Source organism: Pseudogemmobacter hezensis, assembly GCF_013155295.1.
In the GTDB taxonomy this organism is placed as follows: Bacteria; Pseudomonadota; Alphaproteobacteria; order Rhodobacterales; family Rhodobacteraceae; genus Pseudogemmobacter; species Pseudogemmobacter hezensis.
In genome coordinates, this window is record NZ_JABJXT010000006.1 from 189,447 (window position 1) to 212,835 (window position 23,389).

Annotated in this window: 21 protein-coding genes and 1 tRNA gene; 8 read left to right on the top strand and 14 right to left on the bottom strand. The window is 61.8% G+C overall.

What is annotated here, in order from left to right; all coding sequences use genetic code 11:
- Positions 1-485: 485 nt before the first annotated feature.
- Positions 486-3,239 carry an aconitate hydratase AcnA gene (gene acnA, locus HOY34_RS08975; RefSeq protein WP_172361973.1) on the bottom strand — a complete coding sequence of 918 codons (2,754 nt, stop codon included), beginning with the start codon at positions 3,237-3,239 and terminating at the stop codon, positions 486-488.
- 337 nt (positions 3,240-3,576) lie between these two features.
- Here acnA and HOY34_RS08980 point away from each other — a divergent pair, with 337 nt between their 5' ends.
- The gene (locus HOY34_RS08980; protein ID WP_253944336.1) at positions 3,577-4,407 is read left to right on the top strand and encodes a DUF1223 domain-containing protein; all 831 of its coding nucleotides are present in this window, start codon (positions 3,577-3,579) and stop codon (positions 4,405-4,407) included.
- A gap of 39 nt (positions 4,408-4,446) precedes the next feature.
- Here the strand turns inward: HOY34_RS08980 and HOY34_RS08985 are convergent, their stop codons facing one another.
- From HOY34_RS08985 to purB, 4 genes are all read right to left on the bottom strand, one after another.
- Positions 4,447-5,364, bottom strand: coding sequence for a DMT family transporter (locus HOY34_RS08985; RefSeq protein ID WP_301538893.1), 918 nt, complete (start codon positions 5,362-5,364; stop codon positions 4,447-4,449).
- 485 nt (positions 5,365-5,849) lie between these two features.
- On the bottom strand, positions 5,850-6,950 hold the full coding sequence (locus tag HOY34_RS08990) for a flagellar motor switch protein FliG (protein ID WP_172361976.1): 1,101 nt from the start codon (positions 6,948-6,950) through the stop codon (positions 5,850-5,852).
- 138 nt (positions 6,951-7,088) lie between these two features.
- Positions 7,089-7,280, bottom strand: coding sequence for a hypothetical protein (locus HOY34_RS08995; protein ID WP_172361978.1), 192 nt, complete (start codon positions 7,278-7,280; stop codon positions 7,089-7,091).
- A 107-nt stretch (positions 7,281-7,387) separates the two neighbouring features.
- Positions 7,388-8,692 (bottom strand): adenylosuccinate lyase, encoded by a 1,305-nt coding sequence (gene purB, locus HOY34_RS09000; protein ID WP_172361979.1) that lies wholly within the window; start codon positions 8,690-8,692, stop codon positions 7,388-7,390.
- A 73-nt stretch (positions 8,693-8,765) separates the two neighbouring features.
- Between purB and HOY34_RS09005 the strand changes: the two genes are divergently transcribed.
- The 3 genes from HOY34_RS09005 to HOY34_RS09015 all read left to right on the top strand — a co-directional run bounded on the left by HOY34_RS09005 (position 8,766) and on the right by HOY34_RS09015 (position 11,200).
- Positions 8,766-9,131 (top strand): hypothetical protein, encoded by a 366-nt coding sequence (locus HOY34_RS09005; protein ID WP_172361981.1) that lies wholly within the window; start codon positions 8,766-8,768, stop codon positions 9,129-9,131.
- A 162-nt stretch (positions 9,132-9,293) separates the two neighbouring features.
- A complete protein-coding gene (locus HOY34_RS09010; RefSeq protein ID WP_172361983.1) occupies positions 9,294-10,055 on the top strand; it encodes a hypothetical protein in 762 nt (253 codons plus the stop codon).
- 365 nt (positions 10,056-10,420) lie between these two features.
- A complete protein-coding gene (locus HOY34_RS09015) occupies positions 10,421-11,200 on the top strand; it encodes a hypothetical protein (protein ID WP_172361985.1) in 780 nt (259 codons plus the stop codon).
- 121 nt (positions 11,201-11,321) lie between these two features.
- Here HOY34_RS09015 and HOY34_RS09020 read toward each other — a convergent pair whose 3' ends face one another.
- The 3 genes from HOY34_RS09020 to HOY34_RS09030 form a co-directional block, all read right to left on the bottom strand.
- Entirely contained in the window at positions 11,322-12,128 is an 807-nt protein-coding gene (locus tag HOY34_RS09020; protein WP_172361987.1) for a heme-dependent oxidative N-demethylase family protein, read from the bottom strand.
- Between the two features lie 129 nt (positions 12,129-12,257).
- Positions 12,258-13,592: a trigger factor gene (gene tig / locus HOY34_RS09025; protein ID WP_172361989.1), complete on the bottom strand. Its 1,335-nt coding sequence runs from the start codon at positions 13,590-13,592 to the stop codon at positions 12,258-12,260.
- 25 nt (positions 13,593-13,617) lie between these two features.
- A tRNA-Leu gene (locus HOY34_RS09030) sits at positions 13,618-13,702 on the bottom strand.
- Between the two features lie 284 nt (positions 13,703-13,986).
- Here HOY34_RS09030 and HOY34_RS09035 point away from each other — a divergent pair.
- Positions 13,987-14,472, top strand: coding sequence for a Hint domain-containing protein (locus HOY34_RS09035; RefSeq protein WP_172361990.1), 486 nt, complete (start codon positions 13,987-13,989; stop codon positions 14,470-14,472).
- A 109-nt stretch (positions 14,473-14,581) separates the two neighbouring features.
- Here HOY34_RS09035 and HOY34_RS09040 read toward each other — a convergent pair whose 3' ends face one another.
- Positions 14,582-16,297 carry an NAD(P)H-hydrate dehydratase gene (locus tag HOY34_RS09040; RefSeq protein ID WP_172361992.1) on the bottom strand — a complete coding sequence of 572 codons (1,716 nt, stop codon included), beginning with the start codon at positions 16,295-16,297 and terminating at the stop codon, positions 14,582-14,584.
- A gap of 177 nt (positions 16,298-16,474) precedes the next feature.
- On the opposite strand from HOY34_RS09040, the gene HOY34_RS09045 reads away from it, so the two are divergent.
- Positions 16,475-16,813: a P-II family nitrogen regulator gene (locus HOY34_RS09045; protein ID WP_172361993.1), complete on the top strand. Its 339-nt coding sequence runs from the start codon at positions 16,475-16,477 to the stop codon at positions 16,811-16,813.
- A gap of 117 nt (positions 16,814-16,930) precedes the next feature.
- The gene (gene glnA, locus HOY34_RS09050; RefSeq protein WP_172361995.1) at positions 16,931-18,340 is read left to right on the top strand and encodes a type I glutamate--ammonia ligase; all 1,410 of its coding nucleotides are present in this window, start codon (positions 16,931-16,933) and stop codon (positions 18,338-18,340) included.
- A gap of 114 nt (positions 18,341-18,454) precedes the next feature.
- On the opposite strand, the gene HOY34_RS09055 is transcribed toward glnA, so the two are convergent.
- The 4 genes from HOY34_RS09055 to rpsF form a co-directional block, all read right to left on the bottom strand.
- Complete coding sequence (locus HOY34_RS09055; protein ID WP_172361996.1) at positions 18,455-19,141, bottom strand: ZinT family metal-binding protein; 687 nt, start codon at positions 19,139-19,141, stop codon at positions 18,455-18,457.
- 183 nt (positions 19,142-19,324) lie between these two features.
- Positions 19,325-19,897: a 50S ribosomal protein L9 gene (rplI, locus tag HOY34_RS09060; protein WP_172361998.1), complete on the bottom strand. Its 573-nt coding sequence runs from the start codon at positions 19,895-19,897 to the stop codon at positions 19,325-19,327.
- A 13-nt stretch (positions 19,898-19,910) separates the two neighbouring features.
- Entirely contained in the window at positions 19,911-20,138 is a 228-nt protein-coding gene (gene rpsR, locus HOY34_RS09065; protein ID WP_011747229.1) for a 30S ribosomal protein S18, read from the bottom strand.
- 28 nt (positions 20,139-20,166) lie between these two features.
- Positions 20,167-20,577, bottom strand: coding sequence for a 30S ribosomal protein S6 (rpsF, locus tag HOY34_RS09070; protein WP_172362000.1), 411 nt, complete (start codon positions 20,575-20,577; stop codon positions 20,167-20,169).
- A 361-nt stretch (positions 20,578-20,938) separates the two neighbouring features.
- Between rpsF and HOY34_RS09075 the strand changes: the two genes are divergently transcribed.
- Complete coding sequence (locus HOY34_RS09075; protein WP_172362002.1) at positions 20,939-21,520, top strand: YceI family protein; 582 nt, start codon at positions 20,939-20,941, stop codon at positions 21,518-21,520.
- Between the two features lie 401 nt (positions 21,521-21,921).
- Here the strand turns inward: HOY34_RS09075 and HOY34_RS09080 are convergent, their stop codons facing one another.
- Complete coding sequence (locus tag HOY34_RS09080; protein WP_172362004.1) at positions 21,922-23,172, bottom strand: cytochrome b/b6 domain-containing protein; 1,251 nt, start codon at positions 23,170-23,172, stop codon at positions 21,922-21,924.
- Positions 23,173-23,389: the final 217 nt, after the last annotated feature.

Here is a 23,389-nt window from a genome sequence, read left to right on the forward strand (position 1 = left end):
GGGGGCTTTGCCCCCCTTTGGTGAACCGCTGTTTTGAACTGAGGTGTTTGATCTGGCCTAGCGAAACAAAGCCAGGGCCATCAGACCAACTGGCATCAGCAATTCACTTAGGGGCAAAGCCGGAAGCGCAAAGCGCTGGCCCAAAGCGGGGCGGGTGCTTTGAATGCGTGACTGGCCTGACCGAATGAGCGATCTCAGCTGTTGCACAGAGGCTGGCCAAAGTCTGCGCCCCAGGGCCGGTACTGCGATTCTTACGCCCCGGCGGGCAGGCGCGGGGGGAGCCGCGCATATTTCTGCAGCCGGCGGCAGGGGCGGGAAAAGCGCCCGGGCGGGAATTCCCAATTCGCGCATGGCAGCGCGGGTCTGTTGTCGCATCTGGCATAGCCTTTCTGGCTGGACCTGCCCAGATTGCGTGATTCGGATGAAAAGGAACTTAATGGGAACGAAGGGCCGGGAAATCCGGCCCCTCATCCTTTATGCCAGGCTCAGGATTTCGCCAGGTTTCTCAGCACGTAATGCAGCACGCCGCCGTTCTCGACATATTCGATCTCGATGGCGGTATCGATCCGGCACTTGATCTGCACCGTTTTTTCGCTGCCATCGCCATAGCGGATGGTCATCGGCACCAGCGAAAGCGGTTTCAGATCGCCCGCCAGACCCTGGATCGAGATTTCCTCATCTCCCTTCAGATTCAGGGACTTGCGGTTGTCGCCTGCGGTGAACTCGAACGGGATCACCCCCATGCCCACAAGGTTCGAGCGGTGGATACGCTCGAAGCTTTCCGCAACTACCGCCTTCACGCCCAACAGCGCCGTGCCCTTTGCCGCCCAGTCGCGCGAAGAGCCCGCGCCATATTCAACGCCGCCAAAGATCACCAGCGGTTTGCCCTGGGCCTGCCAGGCCATCGAAGCGTCAAAGATCGAGGTCTGCGCCCCGTCAGGCCCCAGGGTATAGCCGCCCTCAACCCCATCGAGCATCTCGTTTTTGATGCGGATATTGGCGAAGGTGCCGCGCATCATCACCTCATGATTGCCCCGGCGCGAGCCGTAGGAATTGAAATCCTTCACCGCCACCTGGCGCTCCAGCAGGTATTTGCCCGCCGGAGTGGTCGGCTTGAACGAGCCTGCGGGCGAGATATGGTCGGTGGTGATCATATCGCCCAGGATCGCCAGCACCCGCGCCCCCGCGATATCCGAGATAGCGCCTTTCTCGCGCCCCATCCCCTGGAAGTAGGGCGGGTTCTGGATATAGGTCGAGGCGGGCGGCCAGTCATAGGTCTCGGCCCCGGTGACCTCAACGGCCTGCCATTTCTCATCGCCTTTGAAAACATCGGCGTATTTTTCCTGGAACATCTGCCGGGTGACCACGCGGTCAACCATTTCGGCCACTTCCTGGCTGGTCGGCCAGATGTCTTTCAGGAAGACATTGCGCCCGTCAGGCGTCTGGCCGATCGGGTCGCGGGTCAGGTTCACGTTCAGATCGCCCGCAATCGCATAGGCCACCACCAGAGGCGGCGAGGCGAGGAAGTTCGCGCGCACATCCGGCGAGATCCGGCCCTCAAAATTGCGGTTCCCCGACAGAACGGCAGTTGCGACGATGTCATTGTCGTTGATCGCCTTTGAGATCGCGGGATCCCCCAGCGGCCCCGAATTGCCGATGCAGGTGGTGCAGCCATAGCCGACCAGGTTGAAGCCAAGCGCGTCGAGATCCTCTTGCAGCCCCGAGGCGGCAAGATATTCGCCCACCACCTGCGATCCGGGCGCCAGCGAGGTCTTCACCCAGGGCTTGCGCGTCAGGCCCAAAGCGCGGGCTTTGCGCGCCACCAGACCCGCCCCCATCATCACATAGGGGTTCGAGGTATTGGTGCAGGACGTGATCGCCGCAATCACCACCGAGCCATCGGTGATCGTGTAATCCTTGCCCTCAACCGCGACCACTTTGCGCACGTCTTTCGGCGGCGCGGTGATCGCGCCGCCCTCATCGCCCATATCCAGCGCATCGGGGCTGACATCAATGCCACGGTAATCGGCGACCACCTTATAGAAGGTGCGGGCGCTGTCGGTCAGCGGCAGGTAATCCTGCGGGCGCTTGGGGCCAGAGATCGCGGGCACGATGGTGCCCATGTCCAGCTCCAGCGTGCTGGTGTAGATCGGCGCGTAATCGGTACCGCGCCACATGCCGTTTTCTTTGGCATAGGCCTCGACCAGGGCGATACGCCCCTCATCGCGGCCGGTATTGCGCAGATAGCGCAGGGTCTCATCATCAATCGGGAAGAAGCCGCAGGTCGCGCCATATTCGGGGGCCATATTGGCGATGGTGGCGCGGTCGGCCAGTGGCAGATGATCGAGGCCTTCGCCCCAGAATTCGACGAATTTGTTCACCACGCCATGTTTGCGCAGCATCGCCACGACCTTAAGCACCAGATCGGTTGCGGTGGTGCCCTCGACCATTTTCCCGGTCAGCTTAAACCCCACAACCTCGGGGATCAGCATGGAAACGGGCTGGCCCAGCATCGCGGCCTCGGCCTCGATGCCGCCGACGCCCCAGCCCAGAACGGCCAGGCCGTTCACCATGGTCGTATGGCTGTCAGTGCCAACCAGCGTGTCGGGATAGGCGACCAGATCGCCGTTCTGATCGGTATCGGTCCAGACGGTCTGGGCCAGATATTCCAGATTCACCTGGTGGCAGATCCCGGTGCCGGGCGGCACAACGCGGAAATTGTTGAAGGCCTTTTGCCCCCATTTCAGGAAGGTATAGCGTTCCAGATTGCGCTCATATTCCAGATCGACGTTCATCTGGAAGGCGCGCGGATTGCCAAATTCGTCGATCATCACCGAGTGGTCGATCACCAGATCCACCGGGTTCAGCGGGTTGATTTTTTGCGCGTCGCCTCCAAGGCCCAGGATCCCGTCGCGCATCGCCGCCAGATCAACCACCGCCGGAACCCCGGTGAAATCCTGCATCAAGACGCGGGCCGGGCGATAGGCGATCTCAATCGGGTTCTTGCCGCCCTGCTTGCCCCAGTCGGAGAAGGCGCGGATATCGTCGGTGGTGACGGTCTTGCCATCCTCAAACCGCAGCATGTTTTCCAGCACCACCTTCAGCGAGGCAGGCAGGCGCGAGAACTCACCCAGGCCCGCCGCCTCGGCAGCCGGGATCGAGTAATAGCTGACACTGGTGCCGCCCGCGCTTAGCGTTTTGCGGGTTTTCTGGCTGTCATGTCCGACGGTTACGGTCATATGCTGGCTCCTTTAAATCAGGCGTGGCCGGTGTTGGCTGCGATGGGTGGCTTTGGCTGCACCCGGAAAAATCGGGCGCGGCCAGAGTGAGGCCAGGGACAAAGATCCATATTCATTGAAACGCATATGTGTCCCACAAACCGAACTGGCAACAAAACGCCCGAACCCATAGTGCTTCATAGCATAGCGGTCGCAGAAACGGTGGCCCAGATTGCAAAAAATCGCAAAACCTTGATTGGCAGCAGGGCCTCGTCTTTTCTATACAGGGGGCTGAGGGGATCGGGCCTGCTGGAGGCGGTCTGGCCCTTGCTGGTTGCGACAGGCGGGAAAGACAAACATGCGAATTATGTTCAGTGCCGCCCGTGGCCGCTTTGTGCTTTGCAACTCTGCGCGTGCAACAGCCATGGCCGCAACCCTTGCCTGCGCATTTGTCGCATCGCTGTCCGGCCCGGCTGCGGCCGAGCAGGCCGCTGCGCCCCAGCCGAAAGGGGCTGATCTCAGCGCGGATCTTTCTGACAACAAAAGCAAAATTCTGGTCGAACTGTTCACCTCGCAGGGCTGCGTGTCCTGCCCGCCCGCAGATGGTTTTTTCGCCACCCTCGCTGAAGACAGCCGCGTTATCGCGCTGTCGCTGCATGTCGACTACTGGGATTACATCGGCTGGGAGGACAGCTTCGGCAATTCCGACTTTACCGAACGGCAGAAAAGCTATGCCCGCGCCATTGGCTCGCGCACGATTTATACGCCGCAATTCATCATTGATGGCGTTGAGCGGATCGAGGGGTTCGACCCTGAGAAAACGCTTGCAGCCCTGACGGCAAAACAGGGCGCACCCAGCCCGGTGCAGCTTTCGGTCAGCCGCATCGGCGGTGATCTGGTGATACGGGCAGAGGCCGATCCGCCCCTTTCAGCGCCGGTCCGGCTGGAGCTGGTGCGCTATATGCCCCAGGCCACGGTCAGCATCGAGCGTGGCGAGAATGCCGGCAAGACGGTGACCTATCGCAATATTGTCACCAGCTGGCAGACGCTTGGCGACTGGAGCGGCACCGCGCCGCTGGAGCTGACCGTCCCGGCAGGCGATGCGGCCCCCGCCGTGGCGATTGTTCAGGATGTTGACGCAGGATCGGGCGGTCCGGGCCAGATCCTGGCTGCGGTCAGCGCTGACTGAGGTTTTCAGCTTAGCTGACTGAGGTTTTCAGCTTATGGTTTATGGCGCAGCGCTGCCGGCGCGGTGACGTGTCTCACGGTGCCAGACGTAAAGCCCCGCGCAGACGATGACGATTGTGCCGACCACCGTCCAGAAATCAGGATATTCGTTGAAAAACAACGCCCCCCACAGCGTTGCCAGCACGACGCCGATATAGCTGAAAGGCGCGACCAGACCTGCCTCGGCGATTGAAAGCGAGCGGATCATCAGCACCTGGCCCAGGGTGCCGATCATGCCAACAAAGACGAAAAGCGGCAGATCCGCCATTTCAATCGGTTTCCACACGGCGGGCAGGGCAAGGCCAAAAGCGACGGTGCCAAAAAGGCCGCCCCAGAGCATTGCCGTCCAGACCGGCTCATATTGGCCGATGCGGCGGGTCAGGATTGAATTGGCAGCAAAAGAGACGGCGGCGGCCAGTGGCAGCAGCGCCCACCAGGTGAAAACCCCGGCTCCGGGGCGCAGGATGATCACCGCCCCCGTCAGCGCGACGCCGATCCCGATCAGCCGTCTTGGCCCCAGCCGCTCGCCCAGGAAAAGCGCGGCCCCAAGGGTGACCAGAACCGGGCTGGTATCGGTGAGGGCGGTCGCCTCGGCAAGGCCGATATGGTTCAGCGAAGAGAAGAACAGCGCCGCAGTCGTGACCTGGAAGAAGGCCCGCATCAGATGCAAACGCGGGTATTGGGTACGCATCATCGCTGGCGTCCGGGCCCTCAGAATAAGGGCGACGATCAGCAACTGGCCCAGGAAACGCACCCAGACCACCTGAGGCGCGGAATAGCGCTGGATCAACCCTTTCGCGCTCGCATCGAGCAGGGTGAATGCCGAGATTGCGAGGATCATCAAAAGGATGCCCCGTGCCGGGTTTTGTGCGTTTTGCATGATGTCGGCAAGGCTAGTGAGGCGTAGAGGAAGACACAAGAGGCAGGCCCCGGACTGTTGCAGCTGAGGGGGAAAAAGAAAGCTGCCTGTGGCCAGTCCCGGATGGATTGCAGTCTGGGCCTGCCATGCGGATCACAGGGATAACCGCTGGCCCGGTGCCTGGCCCGGCGTATGGCGTGCCTGGCAATTGAGGTGCCTGGCAATTGAAGTGCCCGGCAATTGAAGTGTCTGGTGCTCAGGTCCAGGCTGTACAAGGTCAGGCCGTAAAAGTACTGCAGATCTGGCTGAAGCATCTGAGAGGGGCGGCTCTGAAAGGGGCTCTGGCGGATAAATCTGGCAGAGGCAGACCGACCGCGGCAGCTTTCGGGGTATGCCGCAAGCCGATCTGCAAACCGTGAACAGACGGCGGGATGGCCTGCTACGGTCTGCTTGTGGGGCCATGGGCGCGAACTGTTGTACGAGATGCGGCAACGGGCTGGCTGGCGGCCGGGCAGATGCGGGCGGGCGAGGAAGGGCGCGGGGGGCTATTCGGTATCTTCGGGCATCATCATAACCAGCTCTCCTTGTGATTCGAGCGTGCGGGCGGCGCCGACAATCTCGGCCATCGCCGCCTCGCCATCGCGGTCTTTGACCTTTGCGGCTTGCTCGACCTCTTCGCGGATGTTCTGCGCCATCCGTTGCGAGATACAGGCGAGAATGAATTCACTCGCCGCCTCAAGCGCGGGCTTGCCCCTGCTATAGGCAACGGCCGTCACCAGCGTGGCCTGATCAATAAGGCGCGCCACTTTCGGAATGTCACGGCCAGAGACCCGCGCCGGGAAATGCGCGAAGGTGAAGATGGACCGCCGCACCTCTTCGGCGAAGCCCGCATCCTCATCTTCCAGACCCTTCAGCACATCCTCGCGCACCTGGGCGGGGGCGATGTTCAGGATGGCGCCCACCCGCTCGACCGGGCCGCGATCAAAGGCCTTCAGCGGTTGCGCATCAATCTGGCCGAGCACGGCGATGCCGATACGGCGCACCGTTTCGGGATCGGTATTCGCGGTTTGGGACACCGCAAAAGCGATTCGTCGCGCCCGCTCGCCCGGCAGCTTGCCCAGAAATTCGGCCGCTTTTTGCACCGGCATTTTTGAGAGGATCACCGCCGCGACCTCGGCCGCCTCATTCTCCAGAAGCGGCACCAGCCGTTCTGGCGACAGCGAGGCCAGGCGATCCCAGGGATCCCCGCGCGAGCCAACGCCGACCTTGCGCCGCAAGCGGCTGGCGGTGGTTTGCGAGATATGGCCATCCATCGCGTTCAGCGCGCCCTCAAGCCCGCCGGGAAAGGCGAGGCCGACAGAATCCAACTCGGACATGAATTCAGAGACCACCTGATCCAGGGTTTCACGGTCCACCAGCCGCATCTGGCCCATCTGTTCGGCCAGCGCCGTCTGCAGATGGTCTGGCAGCTGCGCAATCGGCAGCTCTGCCCCCTGCGCCAGCAGGTAACGCACGACCACCGCTGCCTTTTCCCGTGCATTCAGCATCCGGCGCGTGCTGCCCGCCCCATAATTGCCAAAGGCCAATCCCGGTGTCATCGACCGTTGCGCGGGGTTTATCCGTGCCAGCGGAAGTCCTTGAGTCATTGCTGTCTCCGCAGTCGTCTCTTTGCGGTGACTTTGGCATGGCCTGATTAACCAGTGGTTTCGATCAGCCCGGTCGCGCCGGAAAAATTCGCCGCCCGCATGTATTCTGTGACGAAATCCCGCGCAGATCGGGCAGGGTCAGCTCATCAGCGGCAGGCAAAGGCCTGATTCTTCGCTCCAGACCATGCCCTCGCCGCAATCGGCGGCAGAGCTGGCCTCGGGGAGGCTGCAGCTTTGGGCCTGGGCTGCAAGCGGCAACAGGGTGAAAGCGGCGGCCAGCAGCGCTGTGCGTGGCGACAGAATGGTGGGGTGGGGCAGGGTTCTGGACATCAGACGACACTCAGGCAGGGGGAACACAGCGGTCAGCCTAGCACGAATCAAAACACCGGGGCGTAAAATCCCCGGTGTTTCAGGTAGGGAATTGCTGTGGTGGCGGCTCAGGCGCCGAACACCCGTGCAAAGATCGTATCGACATGTTTGGTGTGATAGCCGAGGTCGAATTTCTCTTCGATTTCAGCAGGCGACAGGGCTTTGGTCACTTCGGGGTCGGCCAGCAGCTCGGTTTTGAAATCGGCGCCATTTTCCCAGACCTTCATCGCGTTGCGCTGGACGAGGCGATAGCTGTCCTCGCGCGACACGCCGGCCTGGGTCAGCGCCAGCAGAACCCGCTGCGACATGACAAGCCCTTTGAACTTGTTCATGTTTTTCAGCATGTTTTCCGGGTAGATCACCAGCTTCTCGATCACGCCCGCCAGGCGGTTCAGCGCGAAATCCAGCGTCACGGTGGTATCGGGGCCAATCGCACGCTCGACCGAGGAATGCGAGATGTCGCGCTCATGCCAGAGGGCCACATTCTCCAGCGCCGGGATCACAGACATGCGCACCAGCCGCGCAAGGCCTGTGAGGTTCTCGGTCAGAACCGGGTTGCGCTTATGCGGCATAGCGCTGCTGCCCTTTTGGCCGGGCGAGAAGAATTCTTCCGCCTCGAGCACCTCGGTGCGCTGCATGTGGCGGATCTCAATGGCGATGTTCTCGATCGAGCTGGCGATCACGCCCAGCACGGCAAAGAACATCGCGTGACGGTCGCGCGGGATCACTTGCGTCGAGATCGGCTCTGGCTCAAGGCCCAGTTTCGCGCAGACATACTCTTCAACGGCCGGGTCGATATTGGCGAAGGTGCCAACCGCGCCAGAGATCGCGCCAGTGCGGATCTCATCTTTGGCGGCTTTCAGGCGCTTCAGGTTGCGGTCCATCTCGGCGTAGAAACGCGCGAAGGTCAGGCCCATGGTGGTGGGCTCGGCGTGGATGCCGTGGCTGCGGCCGATGCGGACGGTGTCTTTGTGTTCATAGGCGCGGGTTTTCAGCGCTGCCAGCACACGTTCCACGCCCGCGATCAGGATATCCGAGGCGCGGACCAGCTGGATGTTCAGCGTGGTGTCCAGCACGTCGGATGAGGTCATGCCCTGATGGACAAACCGCGCCTCATCATTGCCGATGATCTCGGCCAGATGGGTCAGGAAGGCGATCACGTCATGTTTGGTGACGGCCTCGATTTCGTCGATACGGGCCACGTCAAAGGCCACGTCTTTGGCCTTCCAGACGGCCTGGGCATTCTCTTTCGGGATCACGCCAAGATTGGCCTGGGCGTCGCAGGCATGGGCTTCGATTTCATACCAGATGCGGAATTTGGTCTCGGGCGACCAGATCGAAACCATCTCGGGGCGGGAATAGCGCGGGATCATCACGAACCTCTGAATGGCGGCGGGGATGGGCTTCCCTTAAAGAGCGGTCGGGGCAGGTGCAAGCAATCGGGCAATGATGATGCAAACAATCCGCAAGGTCGTGACGGCCGTGATGATGCTGGCTGGCGGCTTTTCCGGGCTTACCGGGGGGGCGGCCCTGGCGGGTGACTGGGTCGGGATACCCGATGATGCGCTGGCCGGGGCGCTGGTCTCGCGTGAAATGCGCTTTGAAGATGGCAGCAGCTGGGGATTTTTTGCCGATGGGCGGGTGATCTCGGGCGATTTCTGGGGCCGCTGGAGCCAGGGAGATGAGGCCCTGTGCCTGATCTGGCCCGATGCCGAGGCGGTCTGTTACCAGGTCGAGATCAACGGGATCGACCTGCGCTTTACCCCGGTTGCGGGCGGCCCTGCACGGATCGCCCGGTATAACGACCTCTGAGATCTCTTAGGCCGTCGGGGGGGGCTTTCCGGCCCCTGCCTTTAGGCGGCACAGTTTACCGGGTTTTTTGTAAAATCTGGCCCCCGAGAGCGGGGGCAGCGTTTTTTTAACCTTCATCAGCCAGGCTGCAGAGAGAATCTCCGGGGTCTGAAAGGGGCGCTGATGAAACTGATGCTGCGGGCTGCAGATCGAATTGACGGCCATGTCCGCCCGCCAAAGGGGCGCAACTGGGCCGCGGCCCCGGATGCTGTGCTGCATGATGATATGGGGGGCGGCGCCACGCCAGGTATGGCGGCGCAGACGGGGGTCTTGCCGCGCCCCTGGCGGGTGCCCGGTTTTCAACGGCCAGAGCGGCTTGGCCGCGCGGATTGGCTGATGCGCGGCTTTTCGCTTTTGGCCTCAGACGGGCATCAGGCGCTGACGCTGGCGACGCTGTGTGACTGCGCGGGCGGCTCGCGTGCGGGGTTCCTGGGTCTTTTCGGTGAGGTTGCGGATTTCCGCGCAGAAATGATCGCGCTATGGGAAAGCACCGGCTTGCAGGCCGAGGTCGGTCCGCATCCCGGGCAGACGGTGCTTTCCTGTTTTCTCGGCCTGGCGGCAGAGACGGCCGCCCCGCAGCCGCTGCCTGCCGGGGGGGAGGATCAACCCGGTTCGGTTGTTGTCGAACGGGCGATCCGGGTTTGGGCGCAGGCTGATGCGCTGGTGGCCAGGGCCCTGGCACGTGTCGAATGCCACCGGGTGGCGCAGCTGCGCGGGCTTTTGGTTTCGGCTGGCCTGTCCGCGCCCCGCGCCCAGGAGCGGGCAGAGGTGTTTTATGCGGCCCGGGTTGGTTTCGACGCCTTGCAGGCAAGCATGGGAATCACCGGCGAGGGGGCAATGCGCGCATTGGCCATTGCAATCCTGGGTGGCAAAATCTCTGTTTAATGCGCGGAACGCGAGGGTAGGCTGATCCCGTTTGCACGGTGATTGATCCGTCTACAGAGAGGGCGATGCCCCTGGTCGGTCTTTGTTGAGTGATCAGAAATTGTGACATATTTTTGACGCAATTGCGCCATTCGCTGCGCATATTTTTGCCCGCATCAGAGGAAACCATGGCGCAAAGATGGCCCTGCTTGTCTGCGCAGCCCTTGAAGATGCCAGATCGGCAAGGGTCAGGCGTCCAAAGAGCAGGCTGCCAAAGAGTAAGGTCAGACGCCATATTTTCCAGGCCTCTGCCAGGGGACGGTTGGACGTCTGGCGCCTGGGCCAGAGGTTGTGACGTAACGGAACTATAGTGACGGGTATTGTAAATGAACGGCGAGCGTAACGAGTCCCGCCCGGCCATCTGGGCCAGGGGCAGTCAGACACCTCCTTTCGATCCGCGTGCCTTTGCCCGGACTGCGCTGAAAATCGGGCGCGAAACGGTGGCTGGCATACTCTCGCGTTGTGGCAAATCGGCAGAAAGCGTCGGCGGTGAGCTGAGCCAGGGGCGTCTGCGGATCCCCGAGGACAGGCTTGGCCGCACCGGACGCTATCTTCCCTCGGCCGAAAGCACGGGCCGCGCGGTATTTGGCGGCGCGGGTATTCTGAAACGCGCGGCCGAGGTCGCGCAACCCAACCTTAACGCCTATGCCCCTGAAGAGGTCGGAAGTCGGATCGAAACCGCCTATCGGGATCTGTTCCGAACCGCTGATCAGTTGGCACCGCAAGGCGACACCGTATCGCGGGCCGCCGCGCCACCACAGGCGCCGCAAGACAGGGCCGGGGCAGATGAGTTGGCCTCGATCCGTGCGCTGATGACCGCATCCCCCGCTGAGGTGGAACCCCTGCACGGGTCCGCAGAGCACGGGGTTGCCGATCACGGGCCTGCCAATCACGGCAGGACTGCATCACATGGGGCAGAGAGCGCTTCGCCGGGGCAGGCGGACAATCCTTCCCTGGCCGGGCGCTTCAAAGAGGCGCTGCATGAGGGGGCGGCCAGGGTTATCGGCTATTGGATGATCGTATTTGCCATCCCCTATGGCGCGGTTCGCGCCGGGATTGCCCATCTGAAGGGCGAGGATCTGCGCCGCAACCCGAATTCTGAATAGCGCCGAATCCGAATAGCGCCGAATTCGAATAGCGGATGGGCCGCAGCTGATCCCTTGAGCGGAGGGATTGGCCAGCTTTGAAAAAAAGCCCGCCCATCCGTTTGGTCCTGCTGGCGGCCTGCTAATGCACGGCTGCCAGCAGGGTCGCATGTTCCTCTGCCGTGACCGTATCAGAGCGCACCTGCCAGGTGTGGATGCTGAAAACCACCGCGCGGCTGACGGGCAGGCGGATCAGGCACTGCTTTTCGCACCTTATGAAAAGATGATGAACGGGGCGGGGGCGTGGCTCGCCCTCGGGGCGGGGCTGATGCAGCTCGGCATCGTCATAGGTCAGGAAATTCATCCGCCACAGCGGCTGTTCCGGGCGGATCGCATCAAAAAGCCGCTGCACACCGCGGGCCAGGCGCTCATCATAGGGCTCTACCGGCACATGGATGCGCAAAAGCGAGCGGCCTATCTTTTGCGACAGCATCCAGCTGGCCGGAAAACACAGCATCGCCCCGGTCAGCACATGGCTGCCCGCTTCGGTCTGGTCGCTGTCGGGCACTTCAAGGATGCACAGATCCTCTTGCACAAGGCGGCCCAGTGTCAGCAGTGGCTGCGCCGGATCCGGCCGCACCTGCACCCCATCCGGGCGGGTGATCAGCCCATCCGCGAAACTATAGCCCGGATCGCGGGCCAGACGCGCCAGAATCACCTCATAGAGCTCATCCGCGGCGGCCTGCGCCCGGGGAAGCAGCGCGTGAACGCGGTCGGGCTGGTTCAGGATCAGCGCATCGCGCCGCGCCATCTGCCCGACAAAGGCCTCATCGCGGCTGATCCAGCTGTCATCGGTCAGCGGCTGGATCCCGGGCAGGCGGGCGCTGCGCGGATCCATCCAGGGCAGCAGGGGAAGGCGGTTTTGCGAGATGGCGTGATCGGCTGTCATGGCGGCAAATCTAGCCGGGGCCGCAGGGCGGCGAAAGCCCCGCCGCATTGAAAAAGGCCGCATCAGGGATGCGGCCTTCCTCATTCCGTATCGCCGGGAAAATCCCCCGCGATCAGATCCGGTCAGGGATCAAAGCTCGTCAAGCGCCTCGACGGCCTTTTGCAGATCGTCTTTCGAGACTTCTTTCTCGCTTACCTTGGCAAGACCCACGATGTGATCGACGACCTTGTCTTCAAAGATCGGCGCGCGCAGCTGCTGCTGGATTTGCGGGTTTTTCTGCACGAACTCGAAGTAAGCGCGCTCCTGGCCCGGATATTGGCGGGCGGTCTGGATCACGGCCTGGGTCATTTCGGCGTCAGTGACGGTGACCTCGGCTTTGCGGCCGATTTCAGCCAGCAAGAGGCCCAGACGCACGCGACGCTCGGCGAGCTTCTTATGCTCGTCGGTGGCTTCGATATTGCCGTGGTTGTGGCCGTGCTCTTCGGGGTGCTCTTCATGCCACAGCTGATGCGCGATCTGGCTGGCTTCTGCCTCGACCAGTTTCGAGGGCAGCTCGAACGAGACCAGACCGTCCAGCTGATCCAGCAGCGCACGCTTCAGAACGGCACGCGAGGCGCCTTTGTATTCCGATTCAAGGCGCTCACCGATCTGGGTTTTCAGCGCGGCCAGATCTTCGGCACCGAATTTCTTGGCCAGCTCGTCGTCGATCTCGGCGGCTTTCGGCGCTTTGACTTCATGGACGGTGCATTTGAACAGGGCTTCCTTGCCCGCCAGATGCGCTGCACCATATTCGGCCGGGAAGGTCACTTTGACTTCGACATCGTCGCCTGCTTTGGCGCCAACCAGCTGTTCCTCGAAACCGGGGATGAAGCTGTTCGAGCCCAGAACCAGCGGATAGCCCTCGCCTTTGCCGCCTTCAAATGCCTCGCCATCGACGAAGCCTTCAAAGTCGATCACGACCTGGTCGCCGTCTTTGGCTTTCGAGCCCTTCTTGCGGGCCTCAAAATCCTTGGCATTGTCTGCGAGGTTTTTCAGCGCCTCTTCGACATCAGCTTCGGCCGCTTTCACGACCAGCTTTTCCAGCGTCACTTTCGAGGTGTCGAGTTCCGGGATCTCGGGGAGGATTTCATAGGAAACCTCAACCACGACGTCCTTCTCGGGCGACCAGCTTTCGCCTTCGACCATTTTCACATCGGGCTGCAGCGCCGGACGGTCGCCGGTGGCCTCGAAGTGGTCTTTCATCGCGCCGTCAACGGCGTCTTGCATGGCATCGCCAAGCATCTTGTCGCCAAATTGCTTTTTCAGGATCGCCAGCGGCACCTTGCCCTTGCGGAAGCCTTTGATCTCGACCTGGGGCTGTGCCTCCAGAAGCTTTTCCTGGACTTTGGCGTCCAGCTCAGCTGCGGTCACCGTGATGGTATAGCCGCGCTTCAGGCCGTCTTTCAGGGTCTCGGTGACCTGCATGTCTCTAACCTTCCCAATCCTCAAATGGTGCGGGTGGAGGGACTTGAACCCCCACGCCGTAAGGCGCCGGAACCTAAATCCGGTGCGTCTGCCAATTCCGCCACACCCGCACGTTCCTGTTCCTCCGGGATAAGAAACGGGGGCATGCCCGCCTTGTGGTCAGGCATGCCCCCGTGAAAAACCCGGAAAATCCGCGCCCTTCTAGCAAAGGCCTTGAATGGATGCGAGAGGAAAATCATTGCCACATTGCTGCCACATCCTGTGCCCATCCCGGGCACATCAGGGCCGGGATGAGGCGCAAAAGCCTGGAAATAAGCGCAGGCCCGTCCCATTCCTGCCACAGTCCGGTGTGAAACATGGTCGCAGGATACAAGTTAAGCAGGGACTCGGGACCATGATCATCGAAAGCCTCCTCAGCGTCGAAACCGACACTCTGGCTGCCGAAGTCTCTGCTGAGGCAGGCATTACCAGCGGGACCACGGTTCTGACGCTTGAGGGCGAGCTGCCGGTTCAGTTCCTGTCAGCCGGGGATCGCGTCATCACCCGCTCGGGCGCTAAGGTTCTGAAATCGGTAGAGGTTTCCGTTCTGCGCAATGCTGAAATGATCCGCGTCAGCGCTTCGGCTCTGGGTCATGACCGCCCCGAGGCCGACTGCTTTATCGCCCCCGGCCAGAAGATCCTGCTGCGCGACTGGCGGGCAAAAGCCCTCTATGGCAAGGATGTTGCCATGGTTGAGGCGCGTCGTCTTTGCGACGGCGATTATGTCCGCCCCGAGGCTGTTTCGGAAATCCGCCTCTTCACCCTGCAATTCGATCAGGACGAAGTGATCTATGCCGGCGGGCTGGAACTGGCCTGCGAAACTGCAAAAGTTTCTGCCTGAGAAATCGTTTCCGCCTGAGAATCTGGCTGATCCTATAAATCAACCAATGCGGCCCGCCTGTGCGGGTCTGACTGGAAAGCGCGGTGCCCCCGGGGCTGCTGCGCTTTGTTCATTTGTCGGCAAACAATCCCGCTGGGGGCGGGCCGAAATCGGGCGTCACCTCATGCCAGCGGTTTATCTGGCGCAGGACGGCGGGCAGGGCCTCTGGCAGATCCTCGGCGATCAGCCCGGGGCCAAAGGCGCGGGCGGCCTCGACATGCAGCCAGGAGCCGCAGACCGCAGATTCGGATGTTGAGACGCCCCGCGCCAGCAGCCCCGTTATGATCCCGGCCAGCACGTCGCCAGAGCCTGCCGTGGCAAGCCATGGGGCCTCGCGCCCATAGGCGGCCGCGTTGATGCTGGCTTTGCCGTCTGGCGCTGCAATGACCGTATCCATGCCCTTCAGCACGACAGTGCAGCCCGCGCGGCTGGCGGCCTCTTTTGCGGCATCAATGCGTGAGAAGGCCGGGCCCTGGGCCGGGGGCGCGGTAAGGCGGGCGGCGATATCGGGGAAAAGGCGGGCAAACTCGCCGCCATGCGGGGTCAGCACGCATTGATTGTGCAAAGCGGCGAACAGCTCGGGCTGTTGCGCAAGCAGGCTGAGTGCGTCGGCATCCAGCACCGTCGGGCGTTTTGCGGCCAGGGCGGAGCGCAGCAGCCCCGCCTCTCGCGCCCCGGTGCCAAGGGCAGGGCCTAGGCACAGCGCATTGATCCGCGCGTCTTGCAGCATGGCGCTAAGGGCAGTGTCATCTGTGATTTCGCGCAGCATGATTGCGTCAAGGCGGGCGGCATTCTCGGCCAGCGCATTTTCCGGGCAGCCAAGCGTGACCAGCCCGGCCCCGATCCGCAAGGCGGCGCGCGCCGACAGCCTGGCCGCCCCGCTGCGCCCCGCCGGGCCACCCAGAATCAGCGCGTGACCATGGCCGAACTTATGCTCGCCATATGAGCCCCAGCCCTTATCAAGGATGCTTTTACGGGCCGAGAACCCCGGCTGAAGCGTACGGCCATCGGCCAGCTGAACAAGGGCGCTATAGTGCGGGCGCATGCCTCGCGCCCCCTGCTCCTGTCGGCGGAACAGATCGAAGGGCAACTCGCGCGACAGCCCGATATCGCAGCAGATAAGCTGACCGCATCTTTCTGGCCCATCGGCCAGAAAGTGACCTGATTTGAAGAAGCCGAAGGTGACGGTCAGATCCACCTCTGGCGCCTGGCTCATCAGCCTGCCGCTGTCGGCGCATAGGCCAGAGGGCAGGTCGATGGCGACCGAAAGGCCGCGATTTATCGAAACCGTCGCGCTGATCTGGTCCAAAACCGCAGCCATTGGACCTGTCACCGGCCGCGACAGGCCGATTCCCAGCAGCGCGTCGATCACCAGGTCATAATTTTGCGCCCATGGGTCGAATCCCCCGAACGGCAGGACCGGGCCAAGGTCCAGCCAGCGGTCATGATTGGCGCGGGCATCGGGCGGCAGCCGCTGGGCCTCGCCCTGGAAATGCAGGTCGATCTGCCAGCCCAGATCATGCAGCAGCCGCGCAATCACAAAGCCATCGCCGCCATTGTTCCCTGGCCCGCAAAAGATGAGGGCACGGGAGACGGGGGCACGGGAGACGAGGGCATGACCGGGCAGGGGCGGGGTGCCGCCGCCACGCGCCGCCAGTTTTGTAAGAATCGCCTCAACCGCCGCCTGGCCCGCCCGCTCCATCAGTTGCAGGCCGCTGGTGGCACCGCTTTCAATCGCCGCCTGTTCGACCGCCCGCATCTGCGCCGCGGTGAGAATTATGCTCATTTTTTGGAACCTTCCGGTCTCGCGGTTTATTTACTGCTTAATTTTTCGCCGCTTTGACTAAAAAACACTCGCAATGACTTAATTTTCGCCTGACTCTGCCCTTGTCCCGGTGCATGCGATTGCCGGGTTGGCGCGAAAGTGGTCGATGGTTTGTGACAAGAACGGAGGAGTCGGCGCATGAAGAAGGTTGAGGCGATCATCAAGCCCTTCAAGCTGGACGAGGTCAAGGAAGCGCTGCAAGAGGCGGGCATCCAGGGGCTCTCGGTCACCGAGGTCAAGGGCTTCGGTCGTCAGAAAGGCCATACCGAGCTGTATCGCGGCGCGGAATATGTTGTCGACTTCCTGCCCAAGGTGAAGATCGAGGTCGTTCTGGCCGATGATATGGTCGAGGCTGCGGTTGAGGCCATCGTCTCGGCGGCGCGCACCGACAAGATCGGCGACGGCAAGATCTTTGTCTCGCCCGTCGAGCAGGCGATCCGCATCCGCACCGGCGAAACCGGCGATGACGCGGTCTGAGCGGGCCGCCTGAACGGGTGACCTGGCGGCAAGATCCGGACTTACAGAATTTCGAATGCGGGCAGGGCGTTTCGGCGTTTGCCCGGGTAGTGTTAACCCTGAACGAAAGGCAGTCAGATGAGCGCGGTTGCGAAGGCTCTCAAACTGATCAAGGACGAGGAAGTCGAATATGTCGACGTCCGTTTCACCGATCCGAAAGGCAAGCTCCAGCACGTCACGCTGGTTGTCGATCTGATCGACGAAGACTTCTTTGAAGAAGGCTTCATGTTCGACGGCTCGTCGATTGCCGGCTGGAAGTCGATCGACCAGTCCGACATGAAACTGATCCCGGATGCGACCTCGGTCTATCTGGATCCGTTCTACGCCGAGAAAACCCTCGCCGTGCATTGCGACGTGGTCGAGCCCGACACCAATGAGGCCTATGACCGCTGCCCGCGTCAGATCGCCAAGAAAGCCGAAGCCTATCTGAAGGCAAGCGGCATTGGTGACACCGCCTATTTCGGCCCCGAAGCTGAATTCTTCATCTTCGACGACGTGCGCTATTCGGTCACGCCGCAGAAGGTTTCGTTCCAGATCGACGCCGAGGCGGCTGCCTGGAACACCGATGCGGAAATCGAGGGCGGCAACCTGGCGCACCGCGCTGGCCACAAGGGCGGCTACTTCCCGGTGAACCCGATTGACGAGGCCCAGGATCTGCGCGGCGAGATGCTCTCGACCATGAAGCGTATGGGCATGAAGGTCGACAAGCATCACCACGAGGTCGCCACCTGCCAGCACGAGCTGGGGATGATCTTCGGTGGTCTGGTCGAACAGGCTGACAACATTCAGAAATATAAGTATGTCATCCACAATGTGGCCCATGCTTATGGCAAGACCGTGACCTTCATGCCCAAGCCCATGAAGGGCGACAACGGCAGCGGGATGCACGTGAATATGTCGATCTGGAAGAACGGCAAGCCGCTGTTCGCAGGCGACAAATATGCCGACCTGTCGCAGGAAGCGCTGTATTTCATCGGCGGCATCCTGAAGCACGCGAAGGCGCTGAACGCGCTGACCAACCCTTCGACCAACAGCTACAAGCGTCTGATCCCGGGCTTTGAAGCCCCGGTTCTGCGGGCATTCTCGGCTCGCAACCGCTCGGGCTGCGTGCGTATTCCGTGGACCGAATCGCCGAAGGCAAAGCGCGTTGAGGCTCGTTTCCCCGATCCGGCTGCGAACCCCTATCTGGCCTTCGCGGCGCTGATGATGGCGGGTCTCGACGGGATCAAGAACAAGATCGACCCGGGCCCGGCTTCGGACAAAGACCTCTACGATCTGCCGCCGGAAGAACTGGCAGCAATCCCGACCGTTTGCGGCAGCCTGCGCGAAGCGCTGGAAGAGCTGGAAAAAGACATGGACTTCCTGCTTGCTGGCGACGTGTTCACCAAAGAGCAGCTGCAGGCCTATATCGGTCTGAAGTGGGAAGAAGTGTATGCCTACGAGCACACGCCGCACCCGGTTGAATATGCGATGTATTACTCCTGCTGATCGGCAGGGGTGAAATGGGAAAGGGCGGCCTCTGGGCCGCCCTTTTTCGTTTCACCGTATCAGCCTGCACCGTATCATGCTGCACTGTGCTGACATCTTTACTGTGCCAGTATTTCAGTGTGCCAGCATCTCAGAGACGATCTGCGCCTCAGACAGCGAGGCGGGGTAATAGGTCGGCCAGTTGGTCACCTCTTGCAGCAGGGCCGCGCGGTCGTCGCCCCAGTAGAGGTGGTAGTGGTCGGCCTTTTGCGGGGCGATGATATGGTCGCTGAACTGCATAAAGGCGGGGGCAGCAGCATCGCCTGCGGTCTTTTTGAAGATGAAGCGCACGCCGCGATTGCCTTTGGCATAGGTCAGGATCTCATAGCCATCGCTGGCATAGGTGCCGGTGGCGGTCTTGCCTGCGCTGACAAAGCTGACCTGATCGCCTTTGATGGTGATGCTGTCGGTCTGGGTGGCATAGCCGATATCGTAATAGGCTTTGTATTCGGCGGGTGATTTCTCGCCATGTTCGGCCTTATGCGCCATGACCGGGTCCAGGGCGCCCGATTGCAGCAGCGGGTAGACGGATTGCCATTCTCCCTCCCAATCGGAAAGGGGGCGCTCGGCGACCTGACTGTCCTCAAAGTAACCTTCGGAAATGCGGCTCATGGTTTCCCCGTCATGGCTGTGAGAATGATCATGGGCATGATCATGCGAATGGCCATGATCGTCCTTGCTGTTTTGCGCAAGGGCAAGTGAGGCAGAGGCGGTCAGGGCGAGGGCGGCGGGAAGCAGCACATGGCGCAGCGACAGGGTCATATCGGCATCCTTTGATGATTCGTTACGTTATACTGTAACGTAAACTCCATAGGCCGGGTCATATCCCGGGGCAAGAGGGGGCGAAGCACCAGGCTGGGGGGCTGAGACTGGGGGGCTGAGAAGGGCGCAATGAAAAAGGCCGCACCCGGGGGCGCGGCCTTTTCAACTGGTTTTTCGACAGGCTTATTCGTCGTCGGACGCAGCTGCGCCCATTTCGTCGAACAGTTCCGAGATCTCGAATTCGGCCTGGGCTTCTGCCTCGGCAGCGAGTTCCTGAACCGATTTGCCCGAAGCCTGGAGTTCGGCTTCCTCAACCGAGCGGGCCACGTTCACCGAAACCACGACAGTCACTTCCGGGTGCAGCACGACATTGACCGGGTGGATACCCAGATCTTTGATCGGCTTGTTCTGGACGACTTGCGTACGCGAAATGGTGAAGCCTTCGGCGGTTGCGACATCTGCCACGTCACGCGGCGAGACCGAACCGTAAAGCGCGCCCGAATCGGAAGCCGAACGGATCACGATGAAGACCTGACCGTCCAGCTTGGCTGCAACGGCTTCGGCTTCTTTTTTGGTCTCAAGGTTGTCTGCTTCGAGCTGCGCCTTGCGGGCCTCGAAACCCTTGATGTTCGCCTCGTTCGCGCGCAGCGCCTTGCCTTGCGGCAAGAGGTAGTTGCGGGCGTAGCCGGGCTTTACGTTGACGACTTCGCCCATTTGGCCAAGTTTCGCCACGCGCTGGAGAAGGATCACTTGCATAGGTCCGTGCTCCTTATTTCACAGCATAGGGCAGAAGCGCGAGGAAACGTGCGCGCTTGATGGCCCGTGCCAGTTCACGCTGCTTCTTCGCCGAGACGGCGGTGATGCGCGAGGGAACGATCTTGCCGCGCTCAGAGATGTAGCGCTGCAGAAGGCGGGTGTCTTTGTAGTCGATCGCCGGTGCATTGTCGCCCGAGAAGGGGCAAACCTTGCGGCGGCGGAAAAACGGTTTGTTCGCCATGGTTTATGGACCTTTCTTCAGGCGTTGATCAACGACGCTCGCGACGGTCGAAGCCGCCACGGTCACCGCGGTCACCACGGTCGCCGCCATCGCGGTCGCCACGGCCTTCACGCTCGTCACGCTTTTGCATCTGGACCGAAGGGCCCTCGGTGTGCTTCTCGACCTTGATGGTCAGGACGCGCATCACGTCGTCATGCAAACGCATCAGGCGTTCCATTTCCTGCACTGCAGCAGCCGGAGCATCCGACTTCAGCAGGGTGAAATGGCCCTTGCGGTTCTTGTTGATCTTATAGGCCATCGTTTTGACGCCCCAGTACTCGTGCTCGACGACTTTGCCGCCGTTGTCTGCGAGGACCGTGGAGAAATGTTCGATGAGGCCTTCGGCCTGCGCGTTGGAAAGATCCTGGCGCGCGATGAAGACATGCTCGTAAAGCGGCATGAGACTTCCTTGCTGTCAGGGCGGCTTCACAGGACGGGCATAAGACCTTTCCGGGCCCGTCCACGAGAGGCATCGCCGGTTCATGGGTATTCGGAAAGGATGGGGCCTTATACAGGGAAAGCCCCCTGATGCAAGCGCTATGGCGGCAATTTGGCCGCAGATCAGCTGCAGGTCAGTGGCAGGTGATCTGTGCCGGATGGGGGCAGGCGGGACGGGGGCAGGCGGGATGGTGCCGCTCACAGCGGGCTGGCGGCTTTGTGACTGTTCATCTGTGCAGGGGTGATGTTCGATCCTGCCGGATTGTGCATTTGCAGCATGACCTGCAGTTTCGCATCATCGTTATTCCCGCAAGGAGACAGGTATGAACCGTCCGCTTTCTTTCGCTCTCGCTGCAGCTCTGGCCGCATTCTCTGCCCCCGCTTTCGCCGAGGCCGTGAAATACAACGTCGATCCGGGCCACAGCCAGATTCTTTTCAGCTATAACCACCTTGGTTTCTCGACCAATTACGGCATGTTCTCGGGCTTTGAGGGTGTGGTGAATTTCGACGCTGAGAACCCGGCTGAATCCTCGGTTGAAGTGTCCTTCCCGGTTTCGACCCTGATCACCGGCTTCCAGGCGCGCTATGACCACTTCATGACCGGCGATTTCTTCAACGCCGAAGTGAACAAGGACGTGACCTTCAAATCGACCTCGATTGAGGTGACCGGCGAGAAAACCGCGAAAATCACCGGCGATCTGACGCTGAACGGTGTGACGAAATCGGTCGTGCTGGACACCACGCTGAACCAGGCGGGCGACCACCCGATGGAAAACAAGCCCTGGCTGGGGTTCACCGCGACCACTACGCTGGTTCGCACCGAGTTCAACCTAGGCCAGTTCGCCCCCTATGTCAGCGACGAAGTTCCGGTCACGATCAATATCGAAGCTGGCAAAGCTGACTGATCGTCAGCAGATCAGCAGATAACGAAGGCCGCCCGGATCCAGTCCGGGCGGCCTTTTTCTTTGCCCGGGGGGCAGGGCGCGGAAGGTGGGCGGGCTGAGTTGCCCCGGCGCGCAGATCCCCCGGCGCGCAGATCCCCAGGGAGCAGATCCTGGGGACGCAGATCCCCGCTCTGTGATCCTTTGGCCGCAGAGCGCAGAGCGGGCGGATTGCCCGCGTCGGGTGCCCACGTCGGGTGCCCACGTCGGGTGTCTGCGTCAGAGGGTTGCATCGGAGGGCTGCGTGGGGGCTGCGTCGGTTGCCCGCGCAGATTGACAGGATGGGCGCAAAAGAAAACGCGCATCCGGGTGGGATGCGCGTGTCCATGCCTTTTGGGGTGAGCCTTTTGGGGGTGAGGCTGGCCTCAGTTCAGGCGTTTGGCGGTCAGATCGACGCTGACCACCACCGGGAAGCCGACTGAGGATTCGTCGCCGTAGTTTGCGCCGATGCCAAAGTCGCGGCGGTCGAGTGTGGTCTCGCCCTTCATCACGGCCGTGTCGCCGTTGATTTCAAGCGTGAAGGGCAGGCTGACGGGCTTTGTCTGGCCGCGCAGGTCCAGCGTGCCCTCGGCGATAAAGGCCTCGCCCTCGGGGCGGATCGTGGCGCTGAAAACGGCACCGGGGTGATTGGCGATGTCGAAGAAATCGGCGCCCTTCGCCTGGTCTGAGACCGAGCCAAGGCTAATGCTGGCGGTGTCGATCTTCACCTCGACGGTGCCATTTTTGCCGTCGACCGGGGTCTCATCAAAGGTGATATCGGCCGACCAGGTGGCAAAGCTGCCGCTGACCGCGCTGCCCATCTGGCGCACCGAGATGGCAAGGCTGCCCGATTCGACCTGCCAGTTGCCAGCCGTTGCGGGTGCGGGCTGATCGTTGCCACCCTGAGCGGCGGTTTCCGTCGTGGCAGCTTGCTGTGATTGGGGCTGGGCCTGGGTTTGGGGCTGCGCCTCGGGTTGGGCGATCACCCAGGCGCCAAGCCCGGCTGCGGCCCAGAGGATCAGCGCGGCAATCGGGGGGGCTGCGGATTTATGGGCATGGCCCCCCGCCTGCGAGGGCGTGCCGCGCGTCATCCGGGCCAGGGTCACATCGCGGTCAATCGCCACATGCTTCAGCGCCCCCACCACATGCAGCGCCAGCGCCGCCGCCAGGATCCAGACGAAAATGCCATGCATCACGCCTGCGACATGGCCGAGGGTCTCGGATTTGGGGATGAAGGGCAGGTTCTGGCCAAAGGGCCACAGGATCGGCGCGAAGCCGTCAACGGCTGCGTGATGGATCCAGCCCGACAGCGGCACCAGCACCAGCGAGAGATAAAGCGCCCAGTGCACGGTCTCGGCGGCGAAGGTCTCGAGCTTGCGGCCAGGGTGGACGGGGGCGGGGCGGGTCTCGGTAAAGGCCCAGAGGATGCGGGCGAGCGCGACGAAGAACACGACGACGCCAAGGGTTTTGTGGATCGAGAAGATCTGTGCCTTCAGCGCCAGCTCTTCCGAGGTGGCATAGGGCAGGTTCTCGGCGATCAGGCCAAGGGGGAAGGTGGTGATGATCAGGGCAGCAGTCAGCCAGTGAAAGCTGCGGCTGACCCGACCATAGCTGGCAACCGTGTTGCGGGCTTGCATTTTCGAACTCCGGGAATTGGTTTGGCGCAAGGATAGCAGGCCGGGGCCCCGGGGGTAATCATGGCTGAGGGCACAGAGGCTGTGCATGACGCGCGGATGGGTCACGCAGATGTGCGGCCTGGCGGGGACGCAGACGGAAACAGGCGGGGAAGCTGACGGAAACCGGGGGAATTTTTGCAAAATATTGCGGCAGAGCGGCGCTTTGGGTATTGCAGGG

What these genes read in the sequence shown, in the direction of transcription:
- acnA (WP_172361973.1), bottom strand. Translation starts at nt 3,239, where the DNA reads ATGACCGTAACCGTCGGACATGACAGCCAGAAAACCCGCAAAACGCTA.
- HOY34_RS08980 (WP_253944336.1), top strand. Translation starts at nt 3,577, where the DNA reads ATGCGAATTATGTTCAGTGCCGCCCGTGGCCGCTTTGTGCTTTGCAAC.
- HOY34_RS08990 (WP_172361976.1), bottom strand. Translation starts at nt 6,950, where the DNA reads ATGACTCAAGGACTTCCGCTGGCACGGATAAACCCCGCGCAACGGTCG.
- HOY34_RS08995 (WP_172361978.1), bottom strand. Translation starts at nt 7,280, where the DNA reads ATGTCCAGAACCCTGCCCCACCCCACCATTCTGTCGCCACGCACAGCG.
- purB (WP_172361979.1), bottom strand. Translation starts at nt 8,692, where the DNA reads ATGATCCCGCGCTATTCCCGCCCCGAGATGGTTTCGATCTGGTCGCCC.
- HOY34_RS09005 (WP_172361981.1), top strand. Translation starts at nt 8,766, where the DNA reads ATGATGATGCAAACAATCCGCAAGGTCGTGACGGCCGTGATGATGCTG.
- HOY34_RS09010 (WP_172361983.1), top strand. Translation starts at nt 9,294, where the DNA reads ATGAAACTGATGCTGCGGGCTGCAGATCGAATTGACGGCCATGTCCGC.
- HOY34_RS09015 (WP_172361985.1), top strand. Translation starts at nt 10,421, where the DNA reads ATGAACGGCGAGCGTAACGAGTCCCGCCCGGCCATCTGGGCCAGGGGC.
- HOY34_RS09020 (WP_172361987.1), bottom strand. Translation starts at nt 12,128, where the DNA reads ATGACAGCCGATCACGCCATCTCGCAAAACCGCCTTCCCCTGCTGCCC.
- tig (WP_172361989.1), bottom strand. Translation starts at nt 13,592, where the DNA reads ATGCAGGTCACCGAGACCCTGAAAGACGGCCTGAAGCGCGGCTATACC.
- HOY34_RS09035 (WP_172361990.1), top strand. Translation starts at nt 13,987, where the DNA reads ATGATCATCGAAAGCCTCCTCAGCGTCGAAACCGACACTCTGGCTGCC.
- HOY34_RS09040 (WP_172361992.1), bottom strand. Translation starts at nt 16,297, where the DNA reads ATGAGCATAATTCTCACCGCGGCGCAGATGCGGGCGGTCGAACAGGCG.
- HOY34_RS09045 (WP_172361993.1), top strand. Translation starts at nt 16,475, where the DNA reads ATGAAGAAGGTTGAGGCGATCATCAAGCCCTTCAAGCTGGACGAGGTC.
- glnA (WP_172361995.1), top strand. Translation starts at nt 16,931, where the DNA reads ATGAGCGCGGTTGCGAAGGCTCTCAAACTGATCAAGGACGAGGAAGTC.
- HOY34_RS09055 (WP_172361996.1), bottom strand. Translation starts at nt 19,141, where the DNA reads ATGACCCTGTCGCTGCGCCATGTGCTGCTTCCCGCCGCCCTCGCCCTG.
- rplI (WP_172361998.1), bottom strand. Translation starts at nt 19,897, where the DNA reads ATGCAAGTGATCCTTCTCCAGCGCGTGGCGAAACTTGGCCAAATGGGC.
- rpsR (WP_011747229.1), bottom strand. Translation starts at nt 20,138, where the DNA reads ATGGCGAACAAACCGTTTTTCCGCCGCCGCAAGGTTTGCCCCTTCTCG.
- rpsF (WP_172362000.1), bottom strand. Translation starts at nt 20,577, where the DNA reads ATGCCGCTTTACGAGCATGTCTTCATCGCGCGCCAGGATCTTTCCAAC.
- HOY34_RS09075 (WP_172362002.1), top strand. Translation starts at nt 20,939, where the DNA reads ATGAACCGTCCGCTTTCTTTCGCTCTCGCTGCAGCTCTGGCCGCATTC.
- HOY34_RS09080 (WP_172362004.1), bottom strand. Translation starts at nt 23,172, where the DNA reads ATGCAAGCCCGCAACACGGTTGCCAGCTATGGTCGGGTCAGCCGCAGC.